This window comes from Gordonia namibiensis NBRC 108229 (assembly GCF_000298235.1).
Lineage (GTDB): Bacteria > Actinomycetota > Actinomycetes > Mycobacteriales > Mycobacteriaceae > Gordonia > Gordonia namibiensis.
This window is the reverse complement of record NZ_BAHE01000010.1, coordinates 114,853-130,365: the sequence shown is the minus strand read 5'-3', so window position 1 is coordinate 130,365 and position 15,513 is coordinate 114,853. Positions and strand designations below refer to the sequence as shown.

Here is a 15,513-nt window from a genome sequence, read left to right as displayed (position 1 = left end):
GTGGGCGACCCGCCGGGCCAAAGCCTGCGGCGTGGGTCACTGCCGCGCGGGACGGGCAGGCCGACCCGTATTGCGGAAATCGGACCGATTAATTCGCAATCCGGATTCCGGTACGAGCGAATTTCGACAGAGCGATCGGTCGGTATTCGACCGTATTTCGCGTTGGTGATCTCTCACCTTGCCCACCTGCGGTGAGAGCGTTACACAACGCCCGCGCAATCTGTTCCGGTTACTTTGTCCGGCAGTCTGTTTCGGTGCGATTCGGGGAGGTCGTGGGGGGTGCTCGGGGTGGGTTGCGGCGTGAGTAGGATCACGTGATGTACTTCATTGGTCCGTCAAGTGAACGGGCCGGCGACAATTCGACGAAAATGCCGCTGCGGGAGAAAAGGGAACACCCGATGTTCGACAAGGTTCTGGTTGCCAACCGAGGTGAGATCGCGATCCGTGCGTTCCGCGCCGCCTACGAGTTGGGGGCGCGCACGGTCGCGGTGTACCCGTACGAGGATCGCAACTCGGTGCATCGCCTGAAGGCTGACGAGTCGTATCAGATCGGTCTGCCGGGCCACCCCGTGCGCGCATACCTGTCGGTCGAGGAAGTGGTGTCCGCAGCGGTGCGGTGCGGCGCCGACGCGATCTACCCCGGCTACGGATTCCTGTCGGAGAACCAGGGCCTCGCCGCCGCCTGTGCCGAGGCCGGGATCACCTTCGTCGGGCCGAGCGCCGACATCCTGGAGATGACCGGCAACAAGGCCACCGCGGTGGCCGCGGCCAAGGCTGCGGGAATCCCCGTGCTGGCGAGTTCGGAGCCGTCGTCGGATCTCGACGAACTGCTCGCCGCGGCCGAGGACATGCACTTCCCGGTCTTCGTGAAGGCGGTCGCCGGCGGTGGCGGACGCGGCATGCGTCGCGTCGACGACCGTGCCGACCTGGCCGAGGCGATCGCCGCCGCATCGCGTGAGGCGGAGTCGGCATTCGGCGACGCGACGGTGTTCCTCGAGCAGGCCGTGGTCAACCCGCGCCACATCGAGGTACAGATTCTCGCCGACACCCACGGCAACGTCATCCACCTGTACGAGCGCGACTGCAGTCTGCAGCGTCGCCACCAGAAGGTCATCGAGCTCGCGCCGGCTCCCAACCTCTCGGACGAGCTGCGGGAGAAGATCTGTGCCGACGCGGTGGCCTTCGCCCGCCACATCGGTTACACCTGCGCGGGCACTGTCGAGTTCCTCCTCGACGAGCAGGGACGCCATGTGTTCATCGAGATGAACCCGCGTATCCAGGTCGAGCACACCGTCACCGAGGAGATCACCGACGTCGACCTGGTGAGCTCGCAGCTGCGTATCGCGGCGGGGGAGTCCCTCGACGATCTCGGCCTGTCGCAGGAGTCCATCCGTATCCGTGGCGCCGCGCTGCAGTGCCGCATCACCACCGAGGACCCGTCGAACGGCTTCCGCCCCGACGTGGGTCGGATCACCGCCTACCGCAGCCCGGGCGGCGCGGGCGTCCGCCTCGACGGCGGCGCCAACCTCGGTGCCGAGGTGAGCGGCCACTTCGACTCGATGCTGGTCAAACTGACCTGTCGCGGACGGGATTTCCCGACCGCGGTGCGTCGTGCCCGGCGCGCGGTCGCCGAGTTCCGCATCCGCGGTGTGGCGACGAACATCCCGTTCCTGCAGGCCGTGCTCGACGATCCGGACTTCCGTGCCGGTCGGGTCACCACCTCGTTCATCGACGAGCGCCCGGGCCTGCTGACCCAGCGCGTGTCGGCCGACCGCGGTACCAAGATCCTGTCGTACCTCGCCGACGTGACGGTCAACAAGCCGCACGGTGAGCGGCCCACCACGGTGTACCCGCGCGACAAGCTGCCCACCGTCGAACGCGCGGTGCTCGCGTCGCCGAAAGACGGTTCGCGGCAGCGTCTTCTGCAGCTCGGACCGGAAGGGTTCGCCCGCGATCTGCGGGAGAACCCGCGTCTGGGCATCACGGACACCACCTTCCGCGACGCGCACCAGTCGCTGCTCGCCACCCGCGTGCGCACCACCGGCCTGGTCAACGTCGCGCCCTACGTCGCGACGTTGACGCCGGAACTGCTGTCGGTGGAGTGCTGGGGCGGTGCAACTTACGATGTGGCGCTGCGCTTCCTGAAGGAAGACCCGTGGGATCGGCTGGCGCAGTTGCGCGAGGCGATGCCGAACATCTGCCTGCAGATGCTCCTGCGCGGCGCCAACACCGTCGGATACACGCCGTACCCGACCAAGGTCACCACGGCCTTCGTCGAAGAGGCCACCGACGTGGGCATCGACATCTTCCGGATCTTCGACGCGCTCAACAACATCGACGCGATGCGCCCGGCGATCGACGCGGTCCGCGAGACGGGGACCGCGGTGGCCGAGGTGGCGATGAGCTACACCGGTGACCTGTCGTCGCCGTCGGAGGACCTGTACACCCTCGACTACTACCTGCGGTTGGCCGAGCAGATCGTCGAAGCCGGTGCTCATGTGCTCGCCATCAAGGACATGGCCGGTCTGCTGCGTGCCCCGGCGGCGACCAAGCTGGTGACGGCTCTGCGCAAGAACTTCGACCTGCCGATCCACGTGCACACCCACGACACCCCGGGTGGTCAGCTGGCCACCTACATGGCGGCCTGGCAGGCCGGTGCGGACGCGGTGGACGGAGCGAGTGCCGCACTGGCCGGCACGACCAGTCAGCCCCCGCTGTCGGCGATCGTCGCGGCGACCGCGAACACCGACCGTGACAGCGGCATCGACCTGGCCCGCGTCTGCGACCTCGAGCCGTACTGGGAGGCGCTGCGAAAGGTGTACGCGCCGTTCGAGTCCGGGCTCCCGGCCCCGACCGGTCGTGTGTACTCGCACGAGATCCCCGGCGGCCAGCTGTCGAACCTGCGTCAGCAGGCCATCTCGCTGGGTCTCGGCAACCGCTTCGAGGCCGTCGAACAGGCCTACGCCGCGGCCGACTCGATGCTGGGTCGCCTGGTGAAGGTGACGCCGTCGTCGAAGGTCGTCGGTGACCTCGCGCTGGCGCTGGTGGGACGCGGGATCACCGCGTCGGACTTCGCCGCCGACCCGGGCAGCTACGACATCCCGGACTCGGTGATCGGGTTCCTGCGTGGCGAACTCGGCGACCCGCCCGGTGGCTGGCCGGAGCCGCTGCGCAGCCTCGCACTCGAGGGCCGGGCGCCGGCGCCGGAGGTCAAGCAGCTGACCGCCGACGACGAGGCGATCCTGGACAAGCCCGGCCGCGACCGTCAGGTGCGTCTGAACCACCTGCTGTTCCCCGGCCCCGCCAAGGAATTCGAGGAGCACTACGAGACCTACGGCGACACCTCCCGGTTGTCGGCGAACCAGTTCTTCTACGGTCTCCGCTACGGCGAGGAACATCGCGTCAACCTCGAGCCCGGCGTGGAACTGATGATCGGGCTCGAGGCCATCAGCGAGCCCGACGAGAAGGGCATGCGCACCGTGATGTGCGTGCTCAACGGCCAGCTGCGTCCGATCGCGGTCCGTGACCACAGCATCGACTCCGCGGTCGCCAGCGCCGAGAAGGCCGACCGGTCCAACCCGAAGCACGTCGGGGCGCCGTTCGCCGGCGTGGTGTCGCTGTCGGTCGATGTGGGCGACGAGGTCGCCGTCGGCGCGACGATCGGCACCATCGAGGCGATGAAGATGGAGGCGGCCATCACCGCCCCCGTCGGCGGCAAGGTCACGCGCGTCGCGATCGGCCCGGTCACCCAGGTGTCGCCGGGTGACCTGCTTGTCGAGATCGGCTGACCTTCGGCCCCTTCCTGGGTTTCGCTCACGGATTCCGTTCCCGCTCACCGAAATCGGGTGAGCGGGAACGGAATCTGTGAGCGCTCAGGCGATGATCGTGTCAGCCCGTGACCGCGTACCCGTGATGAGTCCCGCGTTGGGGTCGTCGACGGTGGCGATCCATGCGCGGGCCTCGGCCTCGCTCTTCCCGGCTTCGACGTGCCGGCGGAGCAGGCGTTCGCGTCGGGTGGCGTCGTCGGCGTCGACGTAGATCAGGCGGTCCAGGAGTGGGCGGACGTCGCGCCATCCGGGTTCGTCGAGGCCGAGGTAGTTGCCTTCGACGACCACCAGCCGCGCGGTGGCGGGAATGATGAGCGACGCCGCGATCGGCTCTCCGGCGGTGTGGTCGAAGTCGGGTGCGTACACGGTCTCGCCGCCGTCGGCGATGCGTCGGAGTGTGGCAACGAATCCAGCGACGTCGAAGGTGTCGGGTGCGCCCTTGCGATCGCGGCGGCCGAGCCGATCCAGTGCGGCGTTCGACAGGTGATAGCCGTCCATCGGGACGTACCCGACCGAGTCGGGGTCCAGGGTCGAGGTGAAGTCGTCGACGAGGGACCGCGCGAGGGTCGTCTTACCCGCGCCCGGCGGGCCGGTGATGCCCACGACGATCCCGCCCCGCACCCGACCCGAGCAGCGCGGCGACGTCGTCGTGGACGGGCATCCGGGTCAGCTACCGCGGTACGTCGAATACGCGAACGGGCTCAGCAGCACCGGGACGTGATAGTGGCGGTCGGCGTCGTCGACCTCGAAGCAGATGTCGATCTCCGGGTAGAACGCCTTGATGTCGTTGTCGGCGAACCAGTTCCCGGTGTCGAAGACCAGATGGTAGATGCCGGGGACGAGGGCCTCGGTGTTGACCTTGCCGATGCGTCCGCCCGAATCGGTGGTGCCCGAAGCCAATTCGGTGCCCGATGCGTCCTGTAGGGACACCTCGACGCCGACGGCAGGGGAGCCCGACGTGGCGTCGAGGACATGGGTGGACAGGCCGGTCATGCGAAGGCTCCCTCGTCGGTGTCTGGTGTCATCAGCATACGGATCAGGCGGCTGCGGTTGATCTTCGCCAGCTCGGTGCGCAGCACGCGGCGTTCGGTCGCGGGGTCGTTGTCCATGCGTTCCTTGAGGATTCCGAGCAGCTCGTCGGCGGGGCGGCCGTTGGCGAACACCAGGTAGACGTGGCCGAACTTGTCCTCGTAGGCCGCGTTGTACTTCTTCAGTTCGTCGATGACCGCTGTGTCCGCGCCGGACACCCCGGACTGTTCACGGGCCGACGAGGCGTTGTCGGGCCGGTCGCCGATCCGGGGATGCCCGGCGAGAGCCTGGTCGATGTCGGTCTCGGCCAGCTCGACCAGTAGGTCGTCGGCCCGATCCAACAGTGCTTGTGGATCGGCGAAGGGGCGCTCTTCCGCGACGCGTTGTGCCCAGGTGAGCGAGCTGCAGCAGGCGAGCAAACGCTTGACGCACGCGTCGGTGGTGAGATCGTTGAAGCGGTCGAGCTGTCCTCGTCCGCCGGGGTCGAGGTCTTCGTCTGGACGCACGCGTACAGCCTAGGAGGTCCGCCCGAGGACCGCCGATTCACCAACGGCTCCTGGGATTGGGAAGATGGAACGGTGACGGCGTCAGGTGCGGACAACGAGATCGGTGAGGTTCTCGGTGTGGTGCTCGCCGCCGGCGCCGGCAGCCGGTACGGGATGCCCAAGATCCTCGCCTACGACGGCCGCTGGTTGCAGACCGCGACGGACGCGCTCCGGGCCGGTGGGTGCGCGGACATCGCGGTCGCAATGGGGGCTGCGGTCGTCGAGCCGCCCGCCGGCACCACCGCACTCGTCGTCGACGACTGGGCCGACGGAATAGGCGCGTCGGTGTCGGCGGCGCTCGACTGGGCGAAGCGTCGGCCCGCAGTGGGCGGTGTGGTGCTCACGGTGGTCGACACCCCCGATGTCGGACCCGACGTGGTGCGTCGCATCGTCGAGGCATCCGGAGGGCGGCGCGGGGATCTGGTACGTGCCGTCTTCGACGGCCGGCGGGGGCATCCGGTGTACATCGGCGCCGACCATCTCGGTCCCGCAGCCGAGGTCATCCACGGGGATGTGGGTGCGCAGCGGTACCTGCGAGATCAACAGGTGACCTGCATCGAATGCGGCGACCTGGCCACGGGACAGGACATCGACACCCGGGAATGAGCCTCCCCCTACGGCGTGCCCATTTCGAGACCTTCTCGTCGCCTTTCCGGTGCACGCGGATCCCGCTTCTGCCGATCGTCCGTGCATAGGGTGCAGACAGAGCCCGCGTCGGTACAGCCAGAGCCGGCGCACACCGGGCCCGTCGAAGACCATCACCGTCGAAGAAGGTGATCACGTGGCGCGAGGACACCGCCGTCGAATCGTCGCGATGGTCGCCGCGCTGGCCGCGGGTCTCGGACTGGCCGCGTGCGCGGGATCGCCGGACCAGGCTCCGCCCGATCGCCCCGCCGCCCAGGACTCCCACCTCCCGCCCGGTTTCGACACCACTTTCCGTTGGTCGTCCACACCGGTGCTCGACCCCCAGTCCGCCGAGGGCACCTTCGTCCGCGCTTACGTCGAGTCGTTCGAACTCGCCAACGCCGGGGCGTCGGTCGAGTGGGGATACCCGGGGTTCGCCGAGGCCTCGCCGTCGAACATCGACCAGATGGTGACCGCCTACCCGTCCGAGGTCTCCGCGGCCCGGCGCCAGGTCGGCACCGCGTTCTACACCGGCCTACGACGCGTCGACGACGTCGACTGGACGCGAATCGTGCTGTGCCGTCAGGGATATCGTTCGGTGGAGAGCGATGGGACGTGGGCGGTCGGGTATGACACTTCGCGTCCCGTCGAAATCGACATCCGACGCACCGGGGACCAGCCGCCGGCGGCTCCGCGGGGTGGTCAGCGGACGCCGGAGACCGACGTCTTCGGCGGCTGGTACACCTCGCGGTACGACTTCTCCGCCCTGTATCCCACCCCGACCACCGACCAGAAGGCTTGCGCGGCAACGCGACAGGTGGGGATGCCGCACTGGCTTCCTGCCCAGGCCGACGAGCCGTGGCCGGTGTCGCCCGCGGTACCGGGCTGGTCGACCTATCCGGGAGTCGGCTGACTCACTGGTCCGGTAAATCCTCGAGCAGGTCGTCGAGGTGCACGGGCAGGTCCCGGACGCGCACGCCGGTTGCGTTGTACACCGCGTTGACGACGGCCGCGGCACTGCCGACGATGCCGATCTCGCCGGCACCGCGCGATCCCATCGGCGTCGCGTGTTCGTCGGGATCGTCGAGCCAGACGGCGTCGATGTCGGCGATGTCGGCGTGCACAGGGACGTGGTATTCGGCGAGATCCTGGGTGACGACGTGCCCGAAGCGCGGATCGCGGACGCTCTCCTCGAGCAGTGCCATCGAGATGCCGAACGTCATCCCCCCGATGAGCTGGGACCGCACCGTGCGCGGATTGATGGCGCGCCCGATCGAGAACACCCCGAGCATGCGGGGGACGCGGATCTCGCCGGTGTCGACGTCGACGCGGACCTCGACGAAGTGGGCACCGAACGAGGCGATCCGGAATTTCTTCAGATCGGGGTTCTCGTCGGTCTCGGCGCTGACCTCGGCGCCGTCGGCCGGAGCGTCGCCGAACCGGGTGCGAAATCGTTGTGCCGCGGCGACGATCGCCGATCCCCACGACGATGTGCCCGACGACCCGCCCGCGACAGAGCCGCTCGGCAGGGCGCTGTCACCGATCTGCAGGTCGACTTGTTCCGGCTCGATCCCGAGCGCATCGGCGGCGATGAGCGTCAGTGCCGTCCACGCTCCCGTGCCGATGTCGGTGGCCGCGATCCGCACCGCGTACCGGCCGTCCCGATAGGAGATGGAGGCCTCGTTGCCCGGGTTCACCATGTGCGGATACGTCGACGCCGCGACGCCGTACCCGATGAGCTGCCGTCCGTCGCGGGTTGTGCCGGGCTCGGCGCGGCGACGGTCCCAGCCGAACCGTTCGGCGCCCTCGCGGAGACATCGGACGAGCTGCCGCGACGACCACGGTTTCCCGCTCTCCGGGTCGTCGGCGGGTTCGTTGCGGACGCGCAGCTCGATCGGGTCGAGTCCGACGGCGTGGGCGAGTTCGTCGATCGCGACCTCACCCGCGAACATCCCGGGCGCTTCGCCGGGGGCGCGGAACCAGAACGGCGGGGGGACGTCGAGGGGGACGACGTGGTGGTCGGTGCGCCGGTTGGGGGCGGTGTACATCATCCGCGACGAGACGGCCGCCTGCTCGGCGAACTCCTTCGCATGAGCGGAGTGCGCGTGTGCCTCGTGGATCAATGCGGTGATGTTGCCGTCGCCGTCCGCGGCGATGCGCAGCCGGGCACGCGTCGGCGCACGATGGCCGACGTAGGCGAACATGTGCTGGCGCGTCACCGCGAACTTCACGGCCCGGCCGGGCACCCGCATCGCGGCCATGGCGGCCAGCACGTCGTGCGAATGAGGGGAACCCTTGGACCCGAACCCGCCCCCGACATGCGGCGCGATCACCCGCATCTGTGCGGGTTCGAGTCCAAGGACGGGCGCCAACGCGGAGACCACGCCCTGCGTCGACTGCGTCGAGTCGTACAGGGTGAGGAGCTTCTCGTCGGGCGCCCACGTCGCGACCACGGTGTGTGGTTCCATCGGGTTGTTGTGCTCTTCCGGCGTGGAGTACCACTCGTCGACCACCACCGAACCGGACGGAGGGTCGTCGAGGATCCGGTCGGGTTCGCCGCTCTCGGACGTGGGTTCGAAGCCGCCGTTCACCTTCTCCGGCCGGTACCGATTGGGATGGTCGGCGCGGAACTCGGTGTCATGGGGTGCCTCGTCGTAGGACACGGTCACCGAAGCTGCTGCCTCCCGGGCGATTTCGGGAGATTCGGCGACCACAGCGCCGATGAGTTGACCGCGGTAGGCGACCTCCGGCGTCTGCAGGATCGTGAGATCGCCGTCGGAGGTGTCGGCCAGCCGGGGTGCATTGTCGATGGTGAGGACCGCGACGACACCTTCGGTCGATTCCGCTGCGGCGGTGTCCATCGAGGTCACCCGGCCGCGGGCGATGGTCGCGGTGATCGGCCACAGGTAGGTTGCGTCGGTGAGGTGTTCGTATGCGTACGGCGCTGTGCCGCGGACCTTTTCGACGCCGTCGATCCGCGCATGGCCGATGGGGGCGGGCGACGATCCGACGACGCTCATCGGGTCAGCTCCTCGAGGACGGCGCTGAGGGTGCGATGGACGAGTGGGATCTTGAACTCGTTCCCGTCCAGGGGCCGGGCGTCGGCGAGTTCGGCATCGGCTGCCTCGGTGAACAACTCGCGCGACGGTTGCCGCCCGCGGAGGACGGCTTCGGCGCGTTCGGCGCGCCAGGGTTTGTGCGCGACGCCGCCCAGGGCGATCCGCGCCTCGCCGATGGTGCCCCCGTCGGTCGTGTCCCCGTCCATGGTGATCTCCGCGCCGACCGAGACCAGTGCGAAGGCATACGACGCCCGGTCGCGGACCTTGCGGTACGTCGAGACGGACCCGGCCGGCGGCGCGGGGATGTCGATCGCGACGATGACGTCGTGCGGGTCGAGGACCGTGTCCAGGTCGGGATGTTCACCGGGGTGGCGGTACAGCGCGCGGACATCGAGTTCGCGTTCGCCGTCCGGACCCTGCACGACGATCCGCGCATCCAGGGCGGTGAGCGCGACGGCCATGTCCGACGGGTGGGTGGCCACGCAGGTGTTCGGGTCGTCGGCGCCGGGAGTGTCGAGGATGGCGTGATAGCGCGTGTAGCCGCCGATCGCCGAGCAGCCGCTACCGGGTGAGCGCTTGTTGCACGGCGTCGTGACGTCCTGGAAGTAGACGCATCGCGTCCGCTGCAGCAGGTTTCCGGCGTTGGTCGCCAGGTTGCGCAACTGCGGTGATGCGCCCGCCAGCAGCGCGCGGGCGAGGATCGGGTAGCGGCGTCGGACCAGGGGATGGGCAGCTGTGTCGGCGTTGCGGGCGGTCGCGCCGAGACGCAGGGAACCGTCGGCGTTCTCACTGATCTGGTCCAGGGGGAGTCGTGAGATGTCCACGAGTGCAGGCGGGTTGGCGACACCGAGTTTCATGTGGTCGACGAGGTTGGTGCCGCCGGCGAGCAGTTTCGCTCCGGGATGGTCGCGGAGGAAGTCGACGGCGCTCGCCACGTCGTCGGCGCGTTCGTAGGTGAAGGGGATCATCCTTCCGCCGCCTGCCGGATCGCCGCGACGATGTTGGGGTAGGCCGCGCAGCGACACAGGTTGCCGCTCATCCGTTCCCGGATCTCCTCGTCGCTGAGGGCCTCGTGCGCCGCGTCGGGGTCGAGGTCGTCGGTGGCGTGGCTGGGGTGCCCGTTCTTCGCCTCGTCGAGCATGCCGATTGCCGAGCACACCTGGCCGGGCGTGCAGTACCCGCATTGGAAGGCGTCCTGGTCGATGAACGCCTGCTGCAGGGGATGGAGATCGCCGGGTTCGGCAAGTCCATCCGCGGTGACGATCTCGGAGCCCTCGTAGCTGACCGCGAACGACAGGCAACTGACGATGCGCCGACCGTCGACGAGGACGGTGCACGAGCCGCACTGGCCGTGATCGCAACCCTTCTTGGGCGAGAAGATGCCGAGGCGGTCGCGCAGACCGTCCAGCAGGGTGGTGCGGGTGTCGACGACGACGTCGTGGGCCACACCGTTGACCGAGAGAGAAACCCTGGTTTCCACACGGCGCGGATACCCCGCGACGCGAAGCCCAAACCAATCCCACGGGTCCGTATCAGTCTGGAACAATCGGCGGAATGGCCCCCTCGAGACCCAGAGTCGTCGTCATCGGTGCAGGATTCGCGGGGATGCACTGCGTCCGCCGGCTACGGAGTGCCCCGGTCGACGTGACCTTGGTCGATCGCAGCACCAGCCACGTCTTCCAGCCGCTGCTCTACCAATGCGCCACCGGTTTGCTGTCGGAAGGTGCGATCTCGAGTCCGATCCGGCACCTGACCCGGCGCCAGCGCAATCTCGACGTCGTCCTGGGGGAGGCCGCCGACATCGACGTGCAGGCGCGGGAGGTCGTCGTCGACCGTCTCGACCGGTCGTCGTTCCGCCTGCCCTACGACTACCTCGTGGTCGGGACCGGGATGCGGACCGCGTACCGGGGCAACGACCAGTTCGCGAAGTACGCACCGGGGATGAAAACCCTCGACGACGCGCTGACGATCCGCCGCAAGATCATGGCCGCGTTCGAGATGGCCGAGACGATCACCGACCCCGAGGAACAGCGGTCCTGGCTGGCATTCGCGGTCGCCGGGGGCGGACCGACGGGAGTGGAGCTCGCCGGTCAGATCCGCGAGCTCGCCACCAGGGCGCTGGAGCGTGAGTACGACGCCATCGATCCCGCCCAGGCGCGGGTCCTGCTGTTGCACGGTGGGGAACGGGTGTTGCCGTCGTTCGACGCCCGGCTCTCGGCCAGTGCCCAACGGACTCTCGACGACCTCGGCGTGGAGACGCACCTCGGCGTGCACGTGACCGACGTCGGTGACGACTACGTGGAGACCACCCGCAAGGCCGACAAGCACAAGGACCGGTACCCGGCGCGAACGACGCTGTGGACCACCGGCGTCGAGGCCGTCCCGTTCGCCAACACCCTGGCGGCGGCGCTCGGCGTCGAACAGGACCGGGCGGGCCGGATCCCGGTGGAGGCGGACCTCTCGGTCCCCGGCCATCCCGAGGTGTTCGTCGCCGGCGACATGATGGCGTACAAGGACCTCGCCGGCGTCGCCGAGGTCGCCATGCAGGGTGGCCACCACGCGGGCAAGGTCATCGCCGAAACCGTTGCGGGCAAACAGGAACGGGCGCCGTTCAAGTATCGCGACCTCGGAACCGCCGCCTACATCGCGCGCCGTCGCGCCATCGTGCAGTCGGGACGGTTCCAGATGTCGGGGTTCCCGGGCTGGGTCGCGTGGGGCGTCATCCACATCGCCTTCCTCGCCGGCGTCCGCAACCGCCTCGGCACCGTGATGACCTGGGGTGCAACGCTGATCACCGAATCCCGTCGCGAACGGGCGATCATCTACGGAGATACCGAGACTGCGCGAACCCCATACGCCCGCCGAGATACGACGTAGTCAAGAGGGTTCGATCGCCGGGCACTCGGGCGTGATCAGGCCTTCGTGCGCATGTATGCGACGACCTCTTCCCAGTCTTCGAAGCCGGCCTGGCCGAAGTGGATGTGCTCGCCCTCGAAGGCGTCGACCCCGCGCATGGTTCGGTCGTCGATGATGAAGTCGCCCTTGTTCAGGTTCTTGTGGTGCGACAGGATGACCCGCTTGTAGGCGGGCGACTTCTTGTCGCGGCCGAAGTGCATCTTCACCCAGAGCAGTTTCTCGGTCCACGCCATGGGGTTGTCCCAGGGCGCGGTCGAGAGGATGTAGGTGTCGAAAAGCTTTGCCAGTTCTTCGTAGGCCTCGATGGCGCCATCCATCGGGTCCATGAGCGAGAAGATGCCGGGGACGTCGTCGAGATCGCCCTCGAACCTCTTGCGCTCGGCGTCGCTCAGCTTGTCGATCCCGGACTGGAAGTCGACGAGGGTGTTGTCCATGTCGACGTAGAGGATCTTCTTGGGTTGTCTCGCAATGTGGTCTGTCATTGTTGGCCCTCTCGGACGTAGTGCGGCGCCGCTGGGGCGGCGCGTTCGGTGAGTGTGCCCCGAGTCGGGGCGGAAGGAAGGCGCCTCACCGGAACCGGGAGGATCACCTGACATCTGCAGGATAGGGCAGGGGTACGACAGTTCTCGTCGAAGTCGTGTCATCCGGTCGAACTCATCTCGACTGGCAGACCTCGATCGACGTCTGGGAGTCGAGTCGAGGTTCGCCGGTCAGCGGCCCTCGGACCCGGGACGGGTGTTCCGCGGAACGCTTGTCCGACGACGCGCAGCCTGGTATCCAGATTAGAACACGTTCTAATTCTGACACTGGCGAGGAGTCTGTATGCACACCCCGATCTGCGATGAGCTCGGTATCGAGTTCCCGATCTTCGCGTTCACCCACTGTCGTGACGTCGTGGTCGCGGTCAGCAAGGCGGGCGGCTACGGGGTGCTCGGCGCGGTGGGCTTCACGCCGGAGCAGCTCGAGATCGAGCTGAACTGGATCGACGAGCACATCGGCGATCACCCGTACGGCGTCGACATCGTGATCCCCAACAAGTACGAGGGCATGGACGCGAACATGTCGGCCGAGGAACTCACCAAATTGCTCCAGTCGATGGTCCCCAACGAGACCCTCGAGTTCGGCCGCAAGCTGCTCCTCGACCACGGGGTGCCGCTCGCCGACGGCGACGACAACTCGCTGCAGCTGCTCGGCTGGACCGAGGCGACCGCTACGCCGCAGGTCGAGATCGCGCTGCAGCACCCGAAGGTCACCTTGATCGCGAACGCGCTCGGCACGCCGCCGAAGGACATGATCGAGAAGATCCAGGCCGCCGGACGCAAGGTCGCCGCGCTGTGCGGTTCGCCTAAGCAGGCGCGCAAGCACGCCGACGCCGGTGTCGACATCATCATCGCCCAGGGCGGCGAGGGCGGCGGCCACTGCGGTGAGGTCGGTTCGATCGTGCTCTGGCCGCAGGTCGTCAAAGAGGTTGCGCCCGTGCCGGTTCTGGCCGCCGGTGGTATCGGCAGCGGTGAGCAGATCGCGGCCGCACTCGCACTCGGTGCGCAGGGCGCGTGGAGCGGTTCGCAGTGGCTGATGGTCGAGGAAGCGGAGAACACCCCCGTCCAGCAGCAGACCTACATCGATGCGTCGAGCCGCGACACCGTCCGCAGCCGCTCGTTCACCGGCAAGCCGTGCCGCATGCTGCGCAACGACTGGACCGAGGCCTGGGAGAACCCCGAGAACCCCGATCCGCTGGGAATGCCGTTGCAGTACATGGTGTCCGGCATGGCGGTCGCCGCGACGCACAAGCATCCCGACGAGAGCATCGACGTCGCCTTCAACCCTGTCGGCCAGGTCGTCGGGCAGTTCAAGAAGGTCGAGAAGACCTCGGCGGTCATCGAACGCTGGGTGACCGAGTACATCGAGGCGACCGGCAACCTCGACGCGTTCGCGAACGCGACGGCCTAGTTCACGTGACCGGTGGCGGGCTCATTCGCTGAGTTCGCCACCCGCGGCGCGCCAGCCGATCAGGCCGCCGCTCATGTTCACGGCATCGAAGCCGTTCTCCACGAGGAGATTTGCTGCACCGGCGGATCTGATTCCGCCGGTGCAGAACGCTATCAGGAGGGTGTCTTCCGGTAGCTCGATGCACCGGTCGGGCAGTACCTCCAGCGGCATGTGAACCGCATCGGGGATGTGAACCCGGTTCCATTCGAAGTCGCGGCGAACGTCGACGACCAGCGCGCCGTCGTGCACCAGCTGCAGGGCCTCGGTCGCGGACACGGTCGGCGGCCGGCGCAAGTAGTGGCGAACTCTCACAACCTTCAGCCTAACTGAAGGTCGGCTCGGGTGTCAGCTCTCCGGAAAGGACCGCATCATGTGGTTGCGGAGAGCTTGTGTCAGTTCGAGGTCGCGCGCGGAGAACTCGGTGTCGAGTCGGGCCACCTCGCCGGCCGCCCGCGACAGGATGTCCTCGCCCGCCGGAGTGATCCGCAGGCTCGACGCGCTGCCTGCGTGCGCGGTGCCGTCGTCGACGAGTCCGGCCTCGACGAAGCCCGACACCGCGGAGTGCACGCTCTGGACCGTGATGCGCGACCGTCGCGCGAGTTCGCTGAACGAGATCCCCGGAGTGCCGCGAATGTGGCCGAGGAGCCCGTACTTTCGGGTGTTGAGCCCGAGCGGTTTGAGTGCGGCCGCGAGCTCGGATTCCCAGACCCGGCTCAACGTGAGCAGCGTGATCGTGGGACTGAACGGCGGAGGCTCGGTCATGCGGGCAGGCTAGCAAGTCATCAGGATGCCGACGCGGGAGCCGGGGAGATTCGACGGTGGCGAAACGAGGTCGCGTGCGACGTCGATCGGGCTCGTGACACAGGGAGGGTTTCAGCGGATGGTTCGTGTGAAGTGCTCTGGCACAGTCAGGCCCAACGCCCCCTCGGCGAAGCGTGACACCGGGCCGATCGCGGCGTCGAGCGCCTCGTCGTAGCCCTCACGCGCCAAGCCCCACATCTCGCCGGAGGAGCCGTCCGGGGTCACCCCGATCAGCGCGATGAGCTCGCCGGTGGTGGGGATGCAGATAGCCCACACGAAGCGGGTCTCATTGTCCCAGTCGTCATTCGCCGACGCTACGTAGTCGGCGGGGGAGTCGACCCCGAGAAGAGACAACGTCGGGACGTCGGTGATCCGGTCGTCCGCACGAAGCGAACGCAGATACCACGTCCCGGCGCGTTGATCTCGACTGGTTGCACGGTGTCCCTTCGATACGCTCGCAGGCTCGCTACTCAGGGAGCGGGTTTGGGCTACGCGACCTCGCTACTCAGGGAGCGGGGAGGCCGATCTTTGCTCCGGGAGCAGCGAGCGAGGGGCCGGCCGCTGCTCCCTGAGGTGCGAGCGAGGGGGCCGATCACTGCTCCCTGAGGTGCGAGCGAGGGGGCCGATCACTGCTCCCTGAGGTGCGAGCGAAGCGAGCCACGAAGGGCTGGCGAGATCATCCCACCAGGCCTTCGTGGCTCGTCGCTTTCGCTCCTCGCACCT

General features: G+C 68.0%; 14 protein-coding genes and 1 pseudogene. 5 read left to right on the top strand and 10 right to left on the bottom strand.

Annotated elements, in window-relative coordinates; all coding sequences use genetic code 11:
- The first annotated feature begins 398 nt into the window (after positions 1-398).
- Positions 399-3,788 carry a pyruvate carboxylase gene (locus tag GONAM_RS06105; RefSeq protein ID WP_040535562.1) on the top strand — a complete coding sequence of 1,130 codons (3,390 nt, stop codon included), beginning with the start codon at positions 399-401 and terminating at the stop codon, positions 3,786-3,788.
- A gap of 84 nt (positions 3,789-3,872) precedes the next feature.
- On the opposite strand, the gene GONAM_RS06100 is transcribed toward GONAM_RS06105, so the two are convergent.
- The 3 genes from GONAM_RS06100 to uraD form a co-directional block, all read right to left on the bottom strand.
- Entirely contained in the window at positions 3,873-4,430 is a 558-nt protein-coding gene (locus GONAM_RS06100) for a nucleoside/nucleotide kinase family protein (protein WP_369403356.1), read from the bottom strand.
- Positions 4,431-4,493: 63 nt separating this feature from the next.
- A complete protein-coding gene (gene uraH / locus GONAM_RS06095; protein ID WP_006865897.1) occupies positions 4,494-4,820 on the bottom strand; it encodes a hydroxyisourate hydrolase in 327 nt (108 codons plus the stop codon).
- Positions 4,817-5,362 carry a 2-oxo-4-hydroxy-4-carboxy-5-ureidoimidazoline decarboxylase gene (uraD, locus tag GONAM_RS06090; RefSeq protein ID WP_006865896.1) on the bottom strand — a complete coding sequence of 182 codons (546 nt, stop codon included), beginning with the start codon at positions 5,360-5,362 and terminating at the stop codon, positions 4,817-4,819. The genes uraH and uraD overlap by 4 nt, the downstream gene beginning before the upstream one ends.
- A 72-nt stretch (positions 5,363-5,434) precedes the next feature.
- Between uraD and GONAM_RS06085 the strand changes: the two genes are divergently transcribed.
- On the top strand, positions 5,435-6,007 hold the full coding sequence (locus tag GONAM_RS06085) for a nucleotidyltransferase family protein (protein ID WP_006865895.1): 573 nt from the start codon (positions 5,435-5,437) through the stop codon (positions 6,005-6,007).
- Between the two features lie 208 nt (positions 6,008-6,215).
- Positions 6,216-6,938, top strand: a complete 723-nt coding sequence (locus GONAM_RS06080; protein ID WP_006865894.1) for a hypothetical protein — start codon at positions 6,216-6,218, stop codon at positions 6,936-6,938.
- Position 6,939: 1 nt separating this feature from the next.
- On the opposite strand, the gene GONAM_RS06075 is transcribed toward GONAM_RS06080, so the two are convergent.
- The 3 genes from GONAM_RS06075 to GONAM_RS06065 are packed head-to-tail and all read right to left on the bottom strand — an operon-like array spanning position 6,940 to position 10,564.
- On the bottom strand, positions 6,940-9,045 hold the full coding sequence (locus GONAM_RS06075; RefSeq protein ID WP_006865893.1) for a xanthine dehydrogenase family protein molybdopterin-binding subunit: 2,106 nt from the start codon (positions 9,043-9,045) through the stop codon (positions 6,940-6,942).
- Positions 9,042-10,052 (bottom strand): FAD binding domain-containing protein, encoded by a 1,011-nt coding sequence (locus GONAM_RS06070; protein WP_006865892.1) that lies wholly within the window; start codon positions 10,050-10,052, stop codon positions 9,042-9,044. Before GONAM_RS06070 ends, GONAM_RS06075 begins: the two co-directional genes overlap by 4 nt.
- Positions 10,049-10,564: a (2Fe-2S)-binding protein gene (locus GONAM_RS06065; RefSeq protein WP_040535559.1), complete on the bottom strand. Its 516-nt coding sequence runs from the start codon at positions 10,562-10,564 to the stop codon at positions 10,049-10,051. Before GONAM_RS06065 ends, GONAM_RS06070 begins: the two co-directional genes overlap by 4 nt.
- A 74-nt stretch (positions 10,565-10,638) precedes the next feature.
- On the opposite strand from GONAM_RS06065, the gene GONAM_RS06060 reads away from it, so the two are divergent.
- Positions 10,639-11,961, top strand: coding sequence for an NAD(P)/FAD-dependent oxidoreductase (locus GONAM_RS06060; RefSeq protein ID WP_040535556.1), 1,323 nt, complete (start codon positions 10,639-10,641; stop codon positions 11,959-11,961).
- A 35-nt stretch (positions 11,962-11,996) separates the two neighbouring features.
- Here the strand turns inward: GONAM_RS06060 and GONAM_RS06055 are convergent, their stop codons facing one another.
- The gene (locus tag GONAM_RS06055; protein WP_006865889.1) at positions 11,997-12,482 is read right to left on the bottom strand and encodes a 5' nucleotidase, NT5C type; all 486 of its coding nucleotides are present in this window, start codon (positions 12,480-12,482) and stop codon (positions 11,997-11,999) included.
- 340 nt (positions 12,483-12,822) lie between these two features.
- On the opposite strand from GONAM_RS06055, the gene GONAM_RS06050 reads away from it, so the two are divergent.
- On the top strand, positions 12,823-13,950 hold the full coding sequence (locus GONAM_RS06050; RefSeq protein ID WP_006865888.1) for a nitronate monooxygenase: 1,128 nt from the start codon (positions 12,823-12,825) through the stop codon (positions 13,948-13,950).
- A gap of 21 nt (positions 13,951-13,971) precedes the next feature.
- On the opposite strand, the gene GONAM_RS06045 is transcribed toward GONAM_RS06050, so the two are convergent.
- From GONAM_RS06045 to GONAM_RS06035, 3 genes and pseudogenes are all read right to left on the bottom strand, one after another.
- Entirely contained in the window at positions 13,972-14,301 is a 330-nt protein-coding gene (locus tag GONAM_RS06045; protein WP_006865887.1) for a rhodanese-like domain-containing protein, read from the bottom strand.
- Positions 14,302-14,334: 33 nt separating this feature from the next.
- Positions 14,335-14,751 carry a MarR family winged helix-turn-helix transcriptional regulator gene (locus tag GONAM_RS06040; protein ID WP_006865886.1) on the bottom strand — a complete coding sequence of 139 codons (417 nt, stop codon included), beginning with the start codon at positions 14,749-14,751 and terminating at the stop codon, positions 14,335-14,337.
- A gap of 111 nt (positions 14,752-14,862) precedes the next feature.
- Positions 14,863-15,227, bottom strand: a pseudogene (locus GONAM_RS06035) (GNAT family N-acetyltransferase).
- Between the last annotated feature and the right edge of the window lie 286 nt (positions 15,228-15,513).

What these genes read in the sequence shown, in the direction of transcription:
- GONAM_RS06105 (WP_040535562.1), top strand. Translation starts at nt 399, where the DNA reads ATGTTCGACAAGGTTCTGGTTGCCAACCGAGGTGAGATCGCGATCCGT.
- uraH (WP_006865897.1), bottom strand. Translation starts at nt 4,820, where the DNA reads ATGACCGGCCTGTCCACCCATGTCCTCGACGCCACGTCGGGCTCCCCT.
- GONAM_RS06080 (WP_006865894.1), top strand. Translation starts at nt 6,216, where the DNA reads ATGGTCGCCGCGCTGGCCGCGGGTCTCGGACTGGCCGCGTGCGCGGGA.
- GONAM_RS06075 (WP_006865893.1), bottom strand. Translation starts at nt 9,045, where the DNA reads ATGAGCGTCGTCGGATCGTCGCCCGCCCCCATCGGCCATGCGCGGATC.
- GONAM_RS06070 (WP_006865892.1), bottom strand. Translation starts at nt 10,052, where the DNA reads ATGATCCCCTTCACCTACGAACGCGCCGACGACGTGGCGAGCGCCGTC.
- GONAM_RS06060 (WP_040535556.1), top strand. Translation starts at nt 10,639, where the DNA reads ATGGCCCCCTCGAGACCCAGAGTCGTCGTCATCGGTGCAGGATTCGCG.
- GONAM_RS06055 (WP_006865889.1), bottom strand. Translation starts at nt 12,482, where the DNA reads ATGACAGACCACATTGCGAGACAACCCAAGAAGATCCTCTACGTCGAC.
- GONAM_RS06050 (WP_006865888.1), top strand. Translation starts at nt 12,823, where the DNA reads ATGCACACCCCGATCTGCGATGAGCTCGGTATCGAGTTCCCGATCTTC.
- GONAM_RS06040 (WP_006865886.1), bottom strand. Translation starts at nt 14,751, where the DNA reads ATGACCGAGCCTCCGCCGTTCAGTCCCACGATCACGCTGCTCACGTTG.